The sequence below is a fragment of the Bacillus sp. FSL R5-0603 genome (genome assembly GCF_038050295.1).
In the GTDB taxonomy this organism is placed as follows: Bacteria; Bacillota; Bacilli; order Bacillales; family Bacillaceae; genus Bacillus; species Bacillus subtilis.
Window position 1 is genome coordinate 1,412,324 of the sequence record NZ_JBBOYP010000001.1, and the last position, 18,549, is coordinate 1,430,872.

An 18,549-nucleotide genomic window follows, 5' to 3' on the forward strand; every position below is an offset into this window, starting at 1 on the left:
TGGCCTAGGACAGCAGGCGTTTTTATTTTGAAAAAGAAGCGACCAATGCAATGCATAAAACCGTGATGAACACTGAACCGATAATAGCTAGCACACTGAAGAAAAGGTGAACCTGTTTGTTCTCTTTTCCGCGCTTTTCTAAAAGCCGTTTAGAAAAAATGTGCGAAAATATGTAAATAAGGGCTATGCCTATATATAAGCCGATGTCCTTGGCGGTAAAGCCTGTTACGGCAAGGTAAAAGCCCGTAAAAAAGATCAGTAAGCAATATTCAGTAAGTGTTAAAAGCCTCAACGTGTTCCTCCATGAGAGTGTGTAATTTTCCAGGCGGATGCATTCTCTCTCTTTAATTGTAACACAGCTGGCTGGTTTGGGTGTATAAGTGTTTTCTCGCTGTTTTATCAGGGAATCATTTCTCTTACCCTGCATTCATGGTATACTTTTATTGATGATAGACATGATGGAGGATAATAAATGATTGCTGTAAATAATGTAAGCTTGCGGTTTGCGGATCGCAAGTTATTTGAAGATGTTAATATTAAATTTACCCCAGGCAACTGCTATGGGTTAATTGGTGCAAATGGTGCCGGTAAATCAACGTTCCTGAAAGTGCTATCAGGCGAAATCGAGCCTCAAACAGGCGACGTTCATATGAGTCCCGGCGAGCGTCTTGCTGTCTTGAAACAGAACCATTTTGAGTACGAAGAGTATGAAGTGCTGAAAGTGGTGATTATGGGCCACAAACGCCTGTATGAAGTCATGCAGGAGAAAGACGCCATTTACATGAAGCCTGATTTCTCAGATGAGGATGGCATTCGTGCTGCTGAGCTCGAAGGTGAATTTGCGGAGCTGAACGGATGGGAAGCGGAAAGTGAAGCTGCGATCCTGTTAAAAGGTCTTGGTATCTCAGAAGATCTGCACACAAAAAAGATGGCAGACCTCGGCGGTTCGGAGAAGGTAAAAGTACTCTTGGCACAGGCATTATTTGGCAAGCCGGATGTTCTGCTGCTCGATGAGCCGACGAACCACTTGGACCTTCAGGCAATCCAGTGGCTTGAAGAGTTTCTGATTAACTTTGAAAACACAGTTATTGTCGTATCCCATGACCGTCACTTCTTAAATAAAGTATGTACGCACATTGCCGACCTTGATTTTAACAAAATTCAAATCTATGTCGGAAACTATGATTTCTGGTACGAGTCAAGCCAGCTGGCGTTAAAGCTTTCTCAAGAAGCGAACAAGAAAAAAGAAGAGCAGATTAAACAGCTTCAAGAGTTTGTCGCTAGATTCAGCGCCAATGCGTCTAAATCTAAGCAGGCTACATCAAGAAAGAAACTTCTCGAAAAAATCACGCTGGATGATATTAAACCGTCTTCCCGCCGCTATCCTTATGTTAACTTCACGCCGGAACGGGAAATCGGAAATGATGTTCTTCGCGTGGAGGGCTTAACAAAAACAATCGATGGCGTAAAGGTGCTTGACAATGTCAGCTTTATTATGAATCGAGAAGATAAAATTGCTTTCACTGGCCGAAACGAACTTGCTGTTACTACGCTGTTTAAAATCATTTCCGGGGAAATGGAAGCTGACAGCGGAACGTTTAAATGGGGTGTTACCACATCTCAAGCGTATTTTCCAAAAGACAACAGCGAATATTTCGAAGGCAGTGATCTGAACCTTGTAGACTGGCTTCGCCAATATTCTCCGCACGACCAAAGTGAGAGCTTTTTACGCGGTTTTTTAGGACGCATGCTGTTCTCTGGAGAGGAAGTCCACAAAAAAGCAAACGTACTCTCCGGGGGAGAAAAGGTCCGCTGTATGCTGTCGAAAGCGATGCTTTCTGGCGCCAATATTTTAATTTTGGATGAGCCGACCAACCATTTAGACCTAGAGTCTATTACAGCGCTCAATAACGGCTTAATCAGCTTTAAAGGCGCTATGCTGTTTACTTCCCATGACCATCAGTTTGTGCAGACCATTGCTAACAGAATTATAGAAATTACACCTAACGGCATCGTCGATAAGCAAATGAGCTATGACGAGTTCCTTGAAAATGCTGATGTGCAGAAAAAACTGACTGAACTATACGCGGAATAAAAAAGCAGAGATTTCTCTGCTTTTTTTGTACCTAAATATGAAAGGAGATCACAACATGAAATTTTTAGTTGTCGGAGCAGGTGGAGTAGGCGGGTATATTGGCGCACGGCTTTCGGAGAAAGGAAATGATGTGACATTTCTTGTGCGTCAAAAACGAGCTAAGCAGCTTAAAGAAACCGGGCTTGTCATCCATAGTGAAAAAGGGAATGTATCATTTCAGCCCGAACTAATCAGTGCCGGAGAAACAGGGCAATTTGATGTCGTTATCATTGCTTCTAAAGCATACTCGCTTGGTCAAGTGATAGAGGATGTCAAACCATTTATCCATCAGGAATCTGTCATGATCCCTTTCTTAAATGGGTACCGCCACTATGAGCAGCTATTTGCGGCATTTTCAAAAGAACAGGTGCTGGGCGGCCTGTGTTTTATAGAAAGTGCTTTAGACAACAAAGGAGAAATTCATCATACGAGCGCATCGCATCGTTTTGTATTTGGAGAATGGAATGGCGAGCGTACGGAGCGAATAAGAGCGCTTGAAGAGGCATTTTCAGGTGTGAAGGCTGAAGTCATCATTAGCGGGCATATCGAGAAGGACATTTGGAAAAAGTATCTCTTTATTGCAGCGCAAGCGGGGATCACAACGTTATTTCAACGACCGCTTGGCCCAATCCTCGCCACAGAAGCCGGACGTCACACGGCCCAAACTCTTATTGGGGAAATTTGCGCTGTTTTACGAAAAGAAGGTGTTCCGGCTGATCCGGATCTTGAGGAAGAGAGCTTTCGTACGATGACCAGCATGTCTTACCATATGAAGTCATCCATGCTTCGGGATATGGAAAACGGCCAAACGACTGAAGGAGACCACCTGCATGGATTTTTGCTTGAAAAAGCAAAACGTTTATCTCTCGCAGCACCAGTATTAGAAACCGTTTATGCGAATCTGCAAATGTATGAAGCAGAAAAATAAAAAAAGGAGGCGGAAAAGCCTCCTTTTATTTACTTAAAAAGCCCAATTTCCGTTTCTGAAGATAGGCTCTCTTTTTCCGTCTGCCGTAATTCCGTCAATATTCATATCCTTAGAACCGATCATAAAGTCCACGTGTGTAATGCTTTCATTTAGGCCTTCTTTGACAAGCTCTTCACGAGACATCTGCTTTCCGCCTTCAATATTAAAGGCATAGGCACTTCCAATTGCCAAATGATTTGACGCGTTTTCATCAAACAGCGTGTTATAGAAAAGAATGTTTGATTGTGATATAGGCGAATCATAAGGAACAAGTGCCACTTCACCTAAATAGTGAGAACCTTCATCTGTTTCCACCAGTTCTTTTAAAATATCCTCACCTTTTTCAGCTTTAATGTCGACTATACGGCCATTTTCAAACGTCAGGGTGAAATTTTCAATAATATTTCCGCCGTAGCTTAATGGTTTTGTGCTTGATACCACTCCGTCAACCCCGTCTTTTTGCGGCAGCGTGAACACTTCTTCTGTCGGCATATTGGCCATAAATTCATGGCCGCTTTCATTTACGCTTCCCGCACCTGCCCAAACATGCTTCCTAGGCAGCTTAATTGTTAAATCAGTTCCTTCAGCTTGATAATGTAAGGCAGCGTAATGTCTCTCGTTCAAATGGTCAACTTTTTCATGAAGATTTTGGTCATGATTGATCCACGCCTGAACCGGGTTGTCTTCATTTACCCGCGTCGCTTTAAAAATTTCTTCCCACAGAAGGTGGATCGCTTCCTCCTCTGATTTGCCAGGAAACACCTTGTGAGCCCAGCCTGCTGATGCCGCACCTACGACAGTCCAGCTGACTTTGTCTGATTGAATATATTGTTTGTATGTATGTAATGCTTTGCCTGCTGCTTTTTGGAATGCCGCAATCCGTTTGGAATCTATACCTTTTAGCAAGTCTGGGTTTGACGACACAACAGAAATGAAAGCAGCTCCATTTTTGGCAAGCTCTTCTCTGCCTTTTGCTTCCCATTCAGGATATTCTTCAAATGCTTCAAACGGCGCAAGTTCGTATTTTAATTTGGCGACTTCGTCATCCTGCCAATTCACGGTGACGTTTTTTGCGCCCTTTTCATATGCGTGTTTTACAATTAAACGGACAAAATCCCGGACGTCTGTTGAAGCATTTACGACTACATACTGGCCTTTTTGGACATTAACGCCGACTTCTACCGCCAGCTGTGCATATGTATTTAATTTCTGTGAAAATAGATCCATGAATCATTCCTCCAAGCTTTTTTCTCATCATATCAAATATGATCCTATAAAGGAAAGAAGGAGCCCAAAGTGAAAAACCCAAAACGACACGTCTTGGGTTTTTCAATATTATGGATGATTCAGTTTTACAGTGCCGCCTGCAGGCGAATGAGGCATATTTGCCAAAGAAATGCTCATGCCTCCAAGAATAATTCCGCTTAAAATGGCTGCGATCGCTACTCTTCTTCCTAAATCTCTTAGCATCTGTTTCCTCCTTAACGTTTCTCCATTTCCCACAATATGAAGGAAGTGAGGAAAAAAGAAGCAAGAAATTTGCCGCGTGTGAGAATTTTGCGGGTAAAGACTATTTAATTGCCTTTTGCAGCTTATCAATCACTTCTAAAGAACGGCCTGTGCCGATTGCTACAGATTCAAGCGGGTTTTGCGCCACGTGTACAGGCACGACAATCTCTTCTGTGAGCCATTCTTTAATTCCATTAAGGAGCGCGCCGCCGCCTGTTAAAATAACACCGCGATCAACAATATCTCCGCTCAATTCAGGCGGACAGTCCTCAAGTGTCGCTCTGATGGCTTCAAGAATATGCAGGAGGGATTCACGCATTGCATCTTGAATTTCGTTGGATTGAAGCATAATGGTTTTTGGAAGACCTGTCACGAGGTCGCGTCCCCGAATTTCCATTGCCTCTGGTATATGTTCAATCAGAGCATGGCCAATTTCCATTTTTACCTGCTCAGCTGTGCGTTCGCCGATCAGCAAATTGTATTTTTTACGGACGAAAGAAACGATATCCTCATCAAGCTGGTCTCCGCCGATCCTGATAGAATGGCAGGAAACAACGCCACCGAAGGAAATAATAGCGACCTCTGTCGTCCCTCCGCCGATATCTACTACCACATTGGCAACCGGCTCATCAACCGGTAAATCCGCTCCGATGGCGGCTGCAACTGGCTCTTCGATTAAATGAACGTTTTTCGCGCCGCAATTTTTCACCGCATCACTGATGGCGCGGCGTTCTACTGCTGTTGAGCCTGAAGGTGTGCAAACGACTACGTTCGGTTTTCTGAACGACATGCCGATGCTTTTTGCGGCTTTTTTCATAATGTGCTTTAGCAGATCAGTTGTCATATCATAGTCTGCGATCACGCCATCTTTCATCGGTCTGACAGCGACAATTTTTCCCGGTGTTTTACCGATCATGTTTTTCGCGTCAGCTCCGATTGCAAGCACTGCTTTTGTCGTCGTATCCACTGCGACAACAGATGGTTCATTTAGGATAATCCCTTTATTTTTGCTGTAAACAAGTATATTAGCTGTTCCTAAGTCAATCCCGATTTCAGTTGATTGAAACATGTTTTCACCCAATCTCTATCCTAATTTAATATGATTCTACATTTAAAGTTTCTCAGAAATACTGCGATTTTTGGGGGTGTGCGTCGGTAAAGAAATGTTTTTGTAAAAAATCAAGGAACTGTGTAACAGAAGTAATACATTTTTCGGTTTTATGGAAAAAATATCTTGTAATTCTTATAGAAAGCGGGAAACTTTTTCAAAGTTTCATTCGTCTACGATATATTGAGGTACATCCTTAAAACATTACATGAGAAAAGAAACATTTAAAGGAAGAAGGGTTTTTATGAAATCAATAGGTGTTGTGAGAAAAGTAGATGAATTAGGCCGCATTGTCATGCCGATTGAGTTGAGACGGGCATTGGATATTGCCATAAAAGACAGCATTGAGTTTTTTGTTGACGGAGATAAAATTATCTTGAAAAAGTACAAACCTCATGGCGTTTGTTTAATGACTGGAGAAATCACTTCAGAAAATAAAGAATACGGCAACGGTAAAATTACGCTAAGCCCTGAGGGTGCACAGCTGCTTCTCGAAGAAATTCAAGCCGCTTTAAAAGAATAAAATTATGCTAAAAAAGGCGGAGCGATATCATCTCCGCCTTTTTTGCGTACCAATTTTTGATTACCGCCGCCTAAGATAAGACATCAAGATATTTGGTAATGAATGATTTGGGATACTTTACATATTTTACTCAATTATTTGTCGAAGAATGGTACAATAAGTAGAGAAACACAAGCGGCAGGTGGTCATATGAGAAAATATCAAGCTCGTATCATTTCCATCATTTTGGCAATGATTTTTATAATGTTTTGGGATTATTTATTTTATTTAATAGGCAAAAACCCGATTAATTGGCCTGTTGATATTGTGTATACTGCAGTCACGCTGGTAAGTGTCTGGATGTTGGCTTATTATATTGATGAGAAACAGCAGCTGGTTAAGAAAATGAAGGATAACGAATGGAAGTATAAACAGCTTTCTGAAGAAAAAAACCGTATCATGGATAATTTGCAGGAAATCGTATTTCAAACGAATGCAAAAGGCGAAATTACATATTTAAACCAAGCGTGGGCATCAATAACCGGCTTTTCAATCAGTGAATGTATGGGAACAATGTATAACGATTACTTCATAAAAGAAAAGCACGTAGCCGACCACATTAACACCCAAATCCAAAACAAAGCGTCTTCTGGCATGTTTACGGCAAAATACGTGACAAAAAACGGCACGATTTTTTGGGGAGAAGTTCATTATAAACTTTACTATGACCGGGATGACCAATTTACAGGCAGCCTGGGTACAATGTCAGATATCACTGAGCGGAAAGAGGCTGAAGATGAGCTCATTGAGATTAATGAACGGCTGGCGAGGGAATCCCAGAAACTATCAATCACAAGTGAACTTGCCGCAGGTATTGCTCATGAGGTCAGAAACCCTTTAACATCTGTCAGCGGTTTCCTCCAGATTATGAAAACACAATATCCGGACAGAAAAGACTATTTTGACATCATCTTTTCAGAGATTAAAAGAATCGATTTAGTGCTCAGCGAGCTGCTGCTGCTTGCAAAACCGCAGGCAATCACATTTAAAACACACCAGCTTAATGAGATCTTGAAACAAGTCACGACATTGCTTGATACCAATGCAATTCTGTCCAATATCGTCATAGAGAAAAATTTCAAAGAGACAGATGGCTGTATGATTAATGGAGACGAAAATCAGCTGAAGCAGGTCTTTATCAACATCATTAAAAACGGAATTGAGGCAATGCCAAAGGGCGGTGTCGTAACCATTTCAACTGCTAAAACCGCCTCTCATGCAGTGATAAGCGTAAAGGATGAAGGAAACGGCATGCCGCAGGAAAAGCTGAAGCAGATTGGCAAACCTTTTTATTCAACAAAAGAAAAGGGCACTGGACTGGGACTCCCCATTTGTTTGAGAATCCTGAAGGAACATGACGGGGAATTGAAAATCGAAAGTGAAGCTGGAAAAGGCAGCGTCTTTCAAGTGGTTTTGCCTTTAAAATCAGACAGCTGAGAGGAGAAAAATAAAATGAACTCGCTTCTGTTTGTATACGGGACATTAAGAAAGCGTGAAAAAAACCATCATTTGCTGGCACAATCGGCATGTATCAATGAGCAGGCGAGAACAAAGGGAAGTTTGTTTGCTGCAAAAGAGGGGCCCACAGCTGTTTTAAATGGTGAAGGCTATATATACGGCGAAGTATATGAAGCAGATGAATTGTGTATACATAAGCTCGATCAATTTTTTCAAGGATATCATAAACAAACGGTGTTTGTAGAAACGGATGTCGGGATTAAAAATGCGCTTATTTATTTTATGAACAAAGACGGGTGTGCCGGTTTTACGAAAATAAGCAGCGGCGACTGGAAAGAACATCAGATGATCAGCAAATCGAAAAATCCCATTTATTATTTTGCCTATGGATCATGCATGGATAATGCCCGCTTTCAAAAAGCGGGAGTCGATCACCATTTTCAAGATCCAGTAGGAAGAGCTGTTTTAAAAGGATACACAACCCGCTTCACGCTAAAAAGGGAAGACGGTTCAAGAGCGGACATGTTGGAAGACGGAGGAACAACAGAAGGCGTTTTATACCGTATCCCTTATTCTGCTCTCTCCTATCTATATAAAAGGGAGGGCGTCGAATCTCTTACGTATCGGCCGGCATTTGTAGACGTTGAAGCTGGCGGTAGGCACTACAAAGACTGCTTAACCTTTCTCGTCCTCCAAAAAGAAGCGGAAATTGCCCCGCCTCAGCACTATCAGATTGAAATCGAACGCGGAGCGGAGCTGTATTTGTCGCCTGAGTTTACTGGAAAGCTCAAGCGGCATATGAATTCGCTGCCAAAAGGATAACACTGTAACAAAAGAATATGATAAAATTTGATCAATATCATGTCATATAAAGGAGCACCACGATGAAAAAAGAATTTGCGGTAATTGGGCTGGGCCGTTTTGGTGGCAGTATTTGCAAAGCATTAAGCGAAGAAGGCGTCGAGGTTATGGCAATGGATATCGATGAAGATAAAGTCAACGAGTATGCCAAGATTGCATCTCACGCAGTTATCGGTGATTCGACAGACGAATCTGTCCTGAAAAATTTAGGCCTGCGAAATTTTGACCACGTTATTGTAGCAATCGGGGAAAATATTCAAGCGAGTATTTTAACGACACTCATTCTGAAAGAACTTGGCGTCCATACAATTACAGTTAAAGCCCAGAACGATTATCACGAAAAAGTGCTGTCTAAAATTGGCGCGGATCACATCGTCCACCCAGAACGCGATATGGCAAAACGAATTGCGCATAATATCGTGTCCAACAATGTACTTGACTATTTGGAGCTGTCTGAAGAGCATAGTCTTGTTGAAATCGTAGCTAACAGCCGCCTGGCTGGAAATACACTTCTCGATTTAGATATTCGCGCAAAATACGGTATTAATATCGTAGCCATAAAAAGGGGCAAGGAAGTCATCGTATCACCGCTTGCAACCGAAGTCATCCACCAAGAAGATATACTCATTGTTATTGGATCAGTTACAGACATCTCCCGTTTTGAAAAAAGAGTTCTTCATACTAAATAGCAGTCAAATAAGCCGTCCTCAAAGGGCGGTTTTTCGTATTATCAGAATATAACAACATTAATGAACTGAGCGCCAATTTCTTAAAATTTCATTGACTAAGCACAGGCGTTCCGATAGCATATTGTACCATATAATAAAAAAGAGGAGGGGCCTATTTGAATAAAGAAGCGTTAGTCAATAGGCTGAATGCTTCAGCCAAAAGACAAAAAGCTGATATCGTCATTAGGAACGGAAAAATCATGGACGTATATAATCAAGAATGGATATATGAAGATATTGCGATTACAGATGGAGTTATTGTAGGCCTCGGTGAGTATGAAGGCGAAAATATCATTAATGCAGAAGGACAAATGATTGTTCCGGGTTTTATTGATGGACATGTACATATTGAGTCGTCAATGGTTACACCGATTGAGTTTGCTAAAGCAGTGTTGCCTCATGGCGTGACGACGGTTGTTACAGATCCGCATGAGATCGCAAATGTGTCTGGTGAAAGAGGGATTGTGTTTATGCTTGAACAAGCTCGGCATACACCTTTGAATATCCATTTTATGCTTCCTTCCAGTGTGCCTGCCGCAAGTTTTGAGCGATCAGGCGCAATTCTCAAAGCTGCCGATCTCAAGCCATTTTATGAAGAAGAAGAAGTATTAGGGCTGGCTGAAGTTATGGATTATGTGTCGGTTCAGCAGGCTGAAAAAGACATGGTTCAGAAACTGCTCGATGCCCGTGTTGCAGGAAAACGGATAGACGGTCATTTAGCTGGTTTATCAACAGACCTCATTAACATTTACAGAACCGCATTTGTCTTAAATGACCATGAAGTAACATCGAAGGAAGAAGCCCTTGATCGTATCAGAAGGGGCATGTATGTCATGATGCGTGAAGGATCAGTCGCCAAAAACACGCTCAATGTGCTGCCGGCGGTGAATGAAAAGAACGCACGCCGGTTCTTTTTTTGTACGGATGATAAGCATGTGGATGATTTATTGTCAGAGGGAAGTGTAAACCATCAGGTGAAAATGGCGATTCAAGCTGGACTTGATCCGTTTTTAGCCTATCAATTAGGAAGCCTCAATGCGGCCGAATGCTACGGATTAGATACAAAGGGAGCGATTGCCCCGGGTTTTGACGCTGATTTGCTCTTTGTATCTGATCTGGAAAATGTCACTGTCACAATGACGATGGTAAAAGGGCAGACTGTTGCTGAAGACAGCAAAGCGGTCTATCAGGATCATGCTTCAACTGCAGCACCAGATCAGGCACTGCTTGATTCTGTTAAGCTTGCTGCTCCTCTTAACAAACAGGATTTTCATATGCCAATCGATTCAGAGCAGCAGATCAATGTCATTCAAATCATACCAAATCAGCTTGAAACAAGATTAGTACAAGTTCCGGCTCCTGTTGCCCGCGAATTTGAGCCTGACACTGAGCTTGATTTGTTAAAGATTGCAGTTGTTGAGCGGCATAAAGGATTAAAAGAAACCGGACTTGGTGTTGTGAAAGGTTTTGGATTCAAGAGCGGAGCGATTGCCACAACCATTTCACACGACTCCCATAATATTATTGCTGTCGGAACGAATGATGAGGATATCGCGGCGGCAGTTAATAAGCTGCAGGAAATTGGCGGAGGATTAACGATTATAAAAAATGGGGAAGAGCTCCATTCAGTACCGCTGCCGATTGCAGGGTTATTATCCGACCAATCTGCAGAGCAAGTGAATCAAAGCTTGCTGACGCTTCATGATAAATTGCCGTTAATCGGTTTCACAGGCGGATTTAATCCATTTTTGACATTGTCGTTTTTAGCGTTGCCTGTCATTCCTGATATTAAAATGACGACTACGGGCTTATTCGATGTAAAATCATTTCAACACATATCACTGCAATAAAAAGAGGCACTCCCTTAGGGAGTGCCTCTTTTTTTAAACCTCCATAATGATCGGCAGGATCATTGGACGGCGCTTTGTTTTTTCGTACAAGAAAGGTGCAAGCGTGTCTGTAATCTCGTTTTTGATTTCAGACCATTGAGTCGTTTTTCGTTCCATTACTTTTTGTAAGTGATTTGAAATGAGCTCTTGAGCGTCGTTGATCAAGTCGCCAGATTCTCTCATGTACACAAATCCTCTGGAAATCAAATCTGGGCCCGCTGAAATCTTGAAGTCGTCCATGTCAATGCTGACAACAACGATGACAAGTCCTTCTTCAGAGAGAATTCTGCGATCACGAAGTACGATATTGCCAATATCACCGATACCACTTCCGTCAATGTACACTGAACCGGACGGGATTTTTCCTGCAACTGAAGCCTCGTCGCCTTTAAGCGCTAATACTTCACCATTATCCATGATAAAGCAGTTTTCCTCTGGGATGCCACAATCTGTTGCAAGTTTGACATGCATCTTTTGCATTCTGTACTCACCGTGAATCGGCATGAAGAATTTAGGTTTGATTAAACGAAGCATCAGCTTCTGTTCTTCCTGTCCGCCGTGACCGGATGTATGGATATCGTTAAGAGGGCCATGAATAACCTCAGCACCCGCACGATACAGCTGGTTGATTGTTCGACTCACGCTGATTGTGTTGCCTGGGATAGGGGATGAAGAAAATACGACTGTATCCCCAGGATTGATTGAAATTTGGCGGTGTGTGCCGTTTGCAATTCTTGATAACGCCGCCATTGGTTCCCCTTGGCTTCCTGTACATAAAATTGTTACTTTATTAGCAGGCATACGATTGATTTCGTTATGCTCAATAAACGTATTTTTAGGACAGTTAATATAACCGAGTGTCTGTCCAATTTCGATAGCCGATTCCATACTGCGTCCAAATACGGCAACTTTTCTTCCATTTTGTACAGCAGCTTCAATTACCTGCTGCAAGCGGTGAATATTCGACGCAAATGTAGCGAAGATAATTCGGCCGTCCACCTTGCGGAAAATGTCATGAATGCTTTCTCCTACACGGCGCTCAGACATGGTAAACTCCGGATTTTCACTGTTTGTGCTGTCTGAAAGAAGGCACAAAACGCCTTCTTTACCGATTTCGGCCATTTTCGTTAAGTTTGCCGGCTCGCCGACTGGAGTAAAGTCGAATTTGAAATCCCCAGTATGTACGATGTTTCCGGGCGGCGTTTTTACAACAATGCCGTAGGAATCCGGAATACTGTGTGTTGTTCTGAAGAATGATACAGCCGTTTTGCGGAACTTTACAATATCATCCTCGCCGATAATGTTCAGTTTCGTCTGTCTTAATAATCCATGCTCTTCAAGTTTATTCCGAAGTAAGCCGATCGCGAGTTTTCCGCCGTATACAGGAATATTGACTTGTCTGAGCAGGTATGGAATACCGCCGATGTGGTCTTCGTGCCCGTGGGTGATAAAAAGCCCTTTAATTTTATCTTCGTTTTTGACTAAATACGTATAATCAGGGATGACGTAGTCAATTCCGAGCAGTTCGTCCTCGGGAAACTTGATCCCCGCATCAATCAGTACAATTTCATCCTGGAATTGCACCGCGTACGTATTTTTACCGATTTCGCCCAAACCTCCGAGGGCGAAAACAGCAGTCTGATCATTTTTTACAAATTTCATACCGCTCATAACTCCAATACTTTAAAATTTTCGCTCTGTTGTTCATATTCTAAGAATGCACCATCAACAGGTGTAATAAACTCAATATTAAATTTCTTTTCTTTCAGCTTTGTTCTGACGTCACGCTCAGATACGCCTTCAATATAAAGTGAATCTGTCTTTTCCCGAACAGGTACTTCGTCAGCCTTCTCTTGATAAAATACCTTATAAATCATTCCAAATCTCTCCTTAAATGCCGTATGTTAGACTCGCTCATTCTATTATATTCGAAAACGGAATATAAGGAAAGCCTTGAGCAAAATAAGGATCTCTCAAAAAGTGAAAGATCCCTTGTCAGGCAATTGCTTTCTTGCGGAGCATTCCGTTCCATTGTCTTCTGAGTTTCTTTCTTAATTTACGCAGCATTAGCCAGTCCCTCCTTTATTAAGATATTTGTCCCAGAGTTCTTTTATACAAATAGTATACGGAGATTGAGGAAGACTTTTCGTGGTTATTAATGGAATTTAATATGATTTTTGAACGAAATTGTTTGCTGAATGACAATCTTTTTGTATGATGAGGGTGGGAATTGCAGACCAAGACGATAAAGGGGAAGTTGCGATGGATTCTAAATTAATCTTTTTTGATATTGACGGCACAATATATGATCATGATAAGAATATACCGGAAAGTACGAGAAAAACCGTGGCGGAGCTGCAGCGCCAAGGGCATCATGTGTTTATTGCCAGCGGCCGGTCTCCATTTTTGGTTAAGCCGATTTTGGAGGAGCTGGGCATCCACTCATTTATTTCCTACAATGGACAGTTTGTTGTCTTTGAAAATCAAGTGATTTATAAAAATCCGCTGCCTGAAGATGCAATCAGGCGATTATTAAAGCAGGCGGATGAAGGCAAGCATCCTGTTGTGTTTATGGCTGAGGACACGATGAAAGCGACTGTTGCGGATCACCCTCATGTTCTCGAGGGAATCGGCAGCCTTAAAACCGATTACCCAGAGACCGATGACCTTTTTTATGAAGGAAAAGAAATTTTTCAGCTTCTTTTATTTTGTCAGGATGAAGAAGAAAAAGCTTATGCCACTTTTCCTGAGTTTGATCTAGTTCGCTGGCATGAGCTATCGACTGATGTTCTGCCGCACGGAGGTTCGAAGGCAGAAGGAATCAAAAAAGTGATTGAGCGTCTTCCGTTTGATATCGGCGATACATATGCTTTCGGCGACGGATTAAATGATCTGCAAATGATTGAATATGTAGGGACAGGCGTTGCTATGGGAAATGCTGTTCCCGAACTGAAAGAAATCGCGGACTTTGTAACAAAGCCGGTGGATGAAGATGGAATTGCATACGCTGTCAAAGAATTGGGCCTTTTAAAATAAAGAAACGGCTGGCATTGTGCCAGCCGTTTTTTCTTTTAGCGCTCAATTGCGATTGCATTTTCAGGTTCTTTGAAAGGATTTTCCTTATCAATATGATCATAGAACATAACGCCGTTCAAATGATCGATCTCATGCTGAAACACAATAGCCGGAAATCCTTTTAAACGAATATCAATATTTTCGCCTTCTAGTGTTGTTCCTTTTACTCTGATGCGAGCATAGCGGGGAACATAACCGGGAATCGCTTCATCCACAGAGAGGCAGCCCTCGCCGCTTGTTAAGTAGCTTTTTTCAACTGAATGGCTGACGATCTTAGGATTAAACAGAGCATAGCTGTATAATTTACCGGAAGCATCTTCCGCATGAACGGCGATCATTCGTTTTTTGATATTAATTTGAGGAGCTGCGAGCCCTACGCCAGGGCGCAGCTTGTATTTTTCGGCTAATTCCGGATTTTGGCTGTTTTTAACAAATTCGATCATGTCGGCCAGCTGCTGTTTTTCTGCATCAGTTGGAGGCAGCTCAACAGGTTCGGCAGTCTCTCTGAGGGCTGGATTGCCGTCACGTACGATGTTTTCCATAGTAATCAAGAAACTTCACTCCTAAAGCTTAATATGTAAATTATATCGGATTTCTTCACAAAGGTGCAACGAAACGAATGACCAGCCGTATATGGCTGGTCAATTTCATGCTGTGTGGTTAGCAACAGCCTCCGCCTAAATAAGCAGCTCCGACAATGATTAACAGAATGAATAAAACAACGATTAGCGCAAAGGTGCGGCCGTAGCCATATCCGTAGCCACCATATCCGTAACCACCATAACTGCAGCAGCCTCCGCCGTAACCATATCCATACATATTACATAACCTCCTCTTTTAATTACGCCAGAGCCTTTATAAGTAGGCATAGCGTCTAATATAACCTATGTAAAAACAAAAAAGTTGTATGGTCATCTGTCCTGATTTTTCACTTTTTTGATTTAATTTCAGTATTGCATTAATACAGCACGACTATTGCCAAATGTCCCCATGGATTCTATAGTAGAAATTGTCAAGATTGGGGGATTTAACGTGAAAGACGCAATAAAACGGCGGCCTGGAATGAAGATCGGAGCTTTTTGTGCCATGGCACTGATATTAACAGGATGCATGGGACAGGACCCGGTTGATTCACTTCATCATTCATTAGAAAAAGCCGCGGAATCGGAAAAGCCGTTTCAAGAAGAACAAAAAACACTCAAAGAATTAGAGGCCAAAGAAAATCAGCTTTACGATAGTGTTATGAAGCTCAATATGGATGATTATAAAAAAATTGTTGCTTTATCTGATAAGGCGCTTGAAAATGTCAGCAAGCGCGAAGAACACCTAAAGCTTGAAAATGACAGCATGAAAAAATCGGAAACGGAATTTGAGGAAGCAAAAACGTCAGCGGAACATATTAAGGAAAAAGACATAAAAGAAAGGGCCGATGCCGCAGCAAACCATATGGAGAAAAGATATACATCATATGGCACTATGTATAAAGAGTATAAAAAAGCGCTTGAGCTTAATAAAAAGCTGTATATGCAGCTGAAAGACAAAGATTTGACAAGAGATGATCTGGATCAGCAGATCGATAAAGTCAATGCTTCTTATGAAAAGATCCTTAAATATAGCGGAGAATTTAATGAACAAACCGAAAAATATAATAAAGCCCGGGAAGATTTATATGATGCTGCAGGCTATCGTGTGAAAAAGAGCTGACTAGATCAGCTCTTTTTTTGAATGAAATGCGATTCGGATTTCGTTCAAAATTTTCATTTCTATTGTAGTACAGCATAGTAAGGTATACTAGTACAGTTTTGGGTGCGGTTGGCATCTGTTTTTTTGTTGAAAATGTAAAGCGAATACATTTATTGAAAATCAGCGATGAAAACGATTGACGGTTCTTCTTTATTTGGTGTAAACTAATCCATGTTAAGCGGTGTTGTATTAGTTTTTTACAACTTCGAAATAATACAGTTCAAAGCAGAGTGTAACTATCCTACATAAAAGGTTTTGGCAAACTGGGGATCGGCTAAAATATAATACGACTTACTGCTGATACTTTAGGGTACCCTAAGTTTGTATGTATAAAAGGAATGCACGTCTAATGACTGTTTAAAAGAAAGGAAGAGGTGACTTAGTATGGCTGCAAAAACGAAAAAAGCTATCGTTGACAGTAAGAAGCAATTTGATGCCATTAAAAAGCAGTTCGAAACGTTCCAAATTTTAAATGAAAAGGGAGAAGTCGTGAATGAAGCGGCGATGCCTGATTTAACTGATGATCAATTAAAAGAGCTAATGCGCCGCATGGTATTTACGCGTGTGCTTGACCAACGCTCTATCTCATTAAACCGTCAAGGACGTCTCGGATTTTACGCTCCTACTGCGGGTCAAGAAGCTTCTCAGATTGCAACGCATTTCGCGCTTGAAAAAGAAGACTTTGTTCTTCCTGGATACCGTGATGTGCCTCAGTTAATTTGGCACGGCCTTCCATTATATCAAGCGTTTCTTTTCTCTCGCGGACATTTCAGAGGAAACCAAATGCCTGATGATGTGAATGCCCTTTCTCCACAAATCATTATCGGTGCTCAATACATTCAAACTGCCGGTGTTGCGCTAGGTCTTAAAAAACGCGGTAAGAAAGCTGTCGCAATCACTTACACTGGTGACGGCGGAGCTTCTCAAGGGGACTTCTACGAAGGAATTAACTTTGCCGGAGCTTATAAAGCACCTGCAATCTTCGTGGTGCAAAACAACCGTTACGCGATTTCAACTCCTGTTGAAAAACAATCTGCAGCTGAAACAATTGCACAAAAAGCTGTAGCTGCCGGTATTGTCGGCGTACAAGTAGACGGAATGGATCCGCTTGCTGTATACGCAGCAACTGCTGAAGCACGCGAGCGCGCAATCAACGGCGAAGGTCCAACACTAATTGAAACACTTACATTCCGTTATGGCCCGCACACAATGGCTGGTGACGATCCTACTAAATATCGTACAAAAGAAATCGAAAATGAGTGGGAACAAAAAGATCCGCTTGTACGTTTCCGTGCGTTCCTTGAAAACAAAGGCTTATGGTCTGAAGAAGAAGAAGCAAAAGTAATTGAGGATGCGAAAGAAGAAATTAAGCAAGCGATCAAAAAAGCTGATGCTGAACCGAAGCAAAAAGTAACTGATTTAATGAAAATCATGTACGAAAAAATGCCTCACAACCTTGAGGAGCAATTTGAAATTTATACACAGAAGGAGTCGAAGTAAGCCATGGCGCAAATGACAATGATTCAAGCAATCACGGATGCGTTACGCACAGAACTGAAAAATGACGAAAATGTCTTAGTTTTCGGAGAAGACGTTGGTGTAAACGGCGGCGTATTCCGTGCGACAGAAGGATTGCAAAAAGAATTCGGTGAAGACCGTGTGTTTGACACGCCACTTGCTGAATCTGGTATCGGCGGTCTTGCCCTTGGTTTAGGCTTAAACGGCTTCCGTCCGGTAATGGAAATCCAATTCTTCGGATTTGTTTATGAAGTAATGGATTCAGTTTCTGGCCAAATGGCTCGTATGCGCTACCGTTCTGGCGGACGCTGGACTTCACCTGTAACAATTCGTTCTCCATTCGGCGGCGGTGTTCATACTCCTGAACTTCACGCTGACAGCTTGGAAGGTCTTGTTGCACAACAGCCTGGTATCAAAGTTGTTATTCCATCAACTCCTTACGATGCCAAAGGACTTTTAATTTCTGCGATCAGAGACAATGATCCTGTTGTCTTCTTAGAGCATATGAAGCTTTACCGTTCTTTCCGTCAGGAAGTTCCTGAAGAAGAATACACAATTGAGCTTGGAAAAGCTGACGTGAAACGTGAAGGTACTGATCTTTCAATCATCACTTACGGCGCAATGGTTCATGAATCATTAAAAGCTGCTGAGGAGCTTGAAAAAGACGGCATTTCTGCTGAAGTTGTCGACCTTCGTACAGTAAGCCCACTTGATATCGATACAATTATCGCTTCTGTAGAAAAAACAGGACGCGCGATTGTCGTTCAGGAGGCACAAAAACAAGCCGGTATTGCTGCAAACGTAGTAGCAGAAATTAATGACCGTGCGATCCTGAGCTTGGAAGCACCTGTACTTCGCGTGGCTGCGCCAGATACAGTATTTCCTTTCTCTCAAGCGGAGAGCGTATGGCTTCCAAACCATAAAGACGTTCTTGAAACAGCAAGAAAAGTGCTTGAATTTTAATCAAACTGCATAATCGAGAGGGAAGATGAACGTT

General features: G+C 42.0%; 19 protein-coding genes. 11 read left to right on the forward strand and 8 right to left on the reverse strand.

Annotated elements, in window-relative coordinates; all coding sequences use genetic code 11:
- Window positions 1–22: 22 nt before the first annotated feature.
- Window positions 23–292 (reverse strand): hypothetical protein, encoded by a 270-nt coding sequence (locus NYE56_RS07345; RefSeq protein ID WP_003232345.1) that lies wholly within the window; start codon window positions 290–292, stop codon window positions 23–25.
- A 180-nt stretch (window positions 293–472) separates the two neighbouring features.
- Between NYE56_RS07345 and NYE56_RS07350 the strand changes: the two genes are divergently transcribed.
- Both NYE56_RS07350 and NYE56_RS07355 read left to right on the forward strand, forming a co-directional pair.
- The gene (locus NYE56_RS07350; protein ID WP_003232344.1) at window positions 473–2,095 is read left to right on the forward strand and encodes an ABC-F family ATP-binding cassette domain-containing protein; all 1,623 of its coding nucleotides are present in this window, start codon (window positions 473–475) and stop codon (window positions 2,093–2,095) included.
- A 55-nt stretch (window positions 2,096–2,150) separates the two neighbouring features.
- Entirely contained in the window at window positions 2,151–3,062 is a 912-nt protein-coding gene (locus tag NYE56_RS07355; RefSeq protein ID WP_123373519.1) for a ketopantoate reductase family protein, read from the forward strand.
- A 33-nt stretch (window positions 3,063–3,095) separates the two neighbouring features.
- Here NYE56_RS07355 and NYE56_RS07360 read toward each other — a convergent pair whose 3' ends face one another.
- The 3 genes from NYE56_RS07360 to mreBH all read right to left on the reverse strand — a co-directional run bounded on the left by NYE56_RS07360 (window position 3,096) and on the right by mreBH (window position 5,679).
- Window positions 3,096–4,328: an aminopeptidase gene (locus NYE56_RS07360; protein WP_341283674.1), complete on the reverse strand. Its 1,233-nt coding sequence runs from the start codon at window positions 4,326–4,328 to the stop codon at window positions 3,096–3,098.
- Window positions 4,329–4,436: 108 nt separating this feature from the next.
- Window positions 4,437–4,571, reverse strand: coding sequence for a protein YkpC (locus NYE56_RS07365; RefSeq protein WP_003238865.1), 135 nt, complete (start codon window positions 4,569–4,571; stop codon window positions 4,437–4,439).
- A gap of 100 nt (window positions 4,572–4,671) precedes the next feature.
- A complete protein-coding gene (gene mreBH / locus NYE56_RS07370; RefSeq protein WP_003245743.1) occupies window positions 4,672–5,679 on the reverse strand; it encodes a cell shape-determining protein MreBH in 1,008 nt (335 codons plus the stop codon).
- A gap of 283 nt (window positions 5,680–5,962) precedes the next feature.
- On the opposite strand from mreBH, the gene abhA reads away from it, so the two are divergent.
- The 5 genes from abhA (at window position 5,963) to ade (ending at window position 11,177) form a co-directional block, all read left to right on the forward strand.
- Window positions 5,963–6,241: a transcriptional regulator AbhA gene (gene abhA / locus NYE56_RS07375; RefSeq protein WP_003244728.1), complete on the forward strand. Its 279-nt coding sequence runs from the start codon at window positions 5,963–5,965 to the stop codon at window positions 6,239–6,241.
- A gap of 189 nt (window positions 6,242–6,430) precedes the next feature.
- Window positions 6,431–7,717 (forward strand): two-component sensor histidine kinase KinC, encoded by a 1,287-nt coding sequence (gene kinC, locus NYE56_RS07380; RefSeq protein ID WP_341283675.1) that lies wholly within the window; start codon window positions 6,431–6,433, stop codon window positions 7,715–7,717.
- Window positions 7,718–7,732: 15 nt separating this feature from the next.
- Window positions 7,733–8,560, forward strand: a complete 828-nt coding sequence (locus NYE56_RS07385) for a gamma-glutamylcyclotransferase (protein ID WP_268555272.1) — start codon at window positions 7,733–7,735, stop codon at window positions 8,558–8,560.
- A 62-nt stretch (window positions 8,561–8,622) separates the two neighbouring features.
- Window positions 8,623–9,288 (forward strand): Ktr system potassium transporter KtrC, encoded by a 666-nt coding sequence (ktrC, locus tag NYE56_RS07390; protein ID WP_003222311.1) that lies wholly within the window; start codon window positions 8,623–8,625, stop codon window positions 9,286–9,288.
- 155 nt (window positions 9,289–9,443) lie between these two features.
- Complete coding sequence (gene ade, locus NYE56_RS07395) at window positions 9,444–11,177, forward strand: adenine deaminase (protein WP_341283676.1); 1,734 nt, start codon at window positions 9,444–9,446, stop codon at window positions 11,175–11,177.
- A gap of 33 nt (window positions 11,178–11,210) precedes the next feature.
- Here ade and rnjA read toward each other — a convergent pair whose 3' ends face one another.
- Both rnjA and rnpZA read right to left on the reverse strand, forming a co-directional pair.
- Window positions 11,211–12,878 (reverse strand): ribonuclease J1, encoded by a 1,668-nt coding sequence (rnjA, locus tag NYE56_RS07400; protein WP_003245660.1) that lies wholly within the window; start codon window positions 12,876–12,878, stop codon window positions 11,211–11,213.
- 5 nt (window positions 12,879–12,883) lie between these two features.
- Window positions 12,884–13,093, reverse strand: coding sequence for an RNA polymerase subunit omega 1 (gene rnpZA, locus NYE56_RS07405; protein ID WP_003222303.1), 210 nt, complete (start codon window positions 13,091–13,093; stop codon window positions 12,884–12,886).
- A gap of 385 nt (window positions 13,094–13,478) precedes the next feature.
- Here rnpZA and NYE56_RS07410 point away from each other — a divergent pair, with 385 nt between their 5' ends.
- Window positions 13,479–14,252 carry a Cof-type HAD-IIB family hydrolase gene (locus NYE56_RS07410; protein WP_341283677.1) on the forward strand — a complete coding sequence of 258 codons (774 nt, stop codon included), beginning with the start codon at window positions 13,479–13,481 and terminating at the stop codon, window positions 14,250–14,252.
- 35 nt (window positions 14,253–14,287) lie between these two features.
- On the opposite strand, the gene def is transcribed toward NYE56_RS07410, so the two are convergent.
- Window positions 14,288–14,842: a peptide deformylase gene (def, locus tag NYE56_RS07415; RefSeq protein ID WP_341283678.1), complete on the reverse strand. Its 555-nt coding sequence runs from the start codon at window positions 14,840–14,842 to the stop codon at window positions 14,288–14,290.
- A 109-nt stretch (window positions 14,843–14,951) separates the two neighbouring features.
- The gene (locus NYE56_RS07420; RefSeq protein WP_014476697.1) at window positions 14,952–15,110 is read right to left on the reverse strand and encodes a YjcZ family sporulation protein; all 159 of its coding nucleotides are present in this window, start codon (window positions 15,108–15,110) and stop codon (window positions 14,952–14,954) included.
- Window positions 15,111–15,323: 213 nt separating this feature from the next.
- Here NYE56_RS07420 and NYE56_RS07425 point away from each other — a divergent pair, with 213 nt between their 5' ends.
- From NYE56_RS07425 to pdhB, 3 genes are all read left to right on the forward strand, one after another.
- Window positions 15,324–15,995, forward strand: coding sequence for a YkyA family protein (locus NYE56_RS07425; RefSeq protein WP_268555268.1), 672 nt, complete (start codon window positions 15,324–15,326; stop codon window positions 15,993–15,995).
- Between the two features lie 423 nt (window positions 15,996–16,418).
- Entirely contained in the window at window positions 16,419–17,534 is a 1,116-nt protein-coding gene (gene pdhA / locus NYE56_RS07430) for a pyruvate dehydrogenase (acetyl-transferring) E1 component subunit alpha (protein WP_003222294.1), read from the forward strand.
- A 3-nt stretch (window positions 17,535–17,537) separates the two neighbouring features.
- Window positions 17,538–18,515: a pyruvate dehydrogenase complex E1 component subunit beta gene (gene pdhB, locus NYE56_RS07435; protein ID WP_014113660.1), complete on the forward strand. Its 978-nt coding sequence runs from the start codon at window positions 17,538–17,540 to the stop codon at window positions 18,513–18,515.
- Window positions 18,516–18,549: the final 34 nt, after the last annotated feature.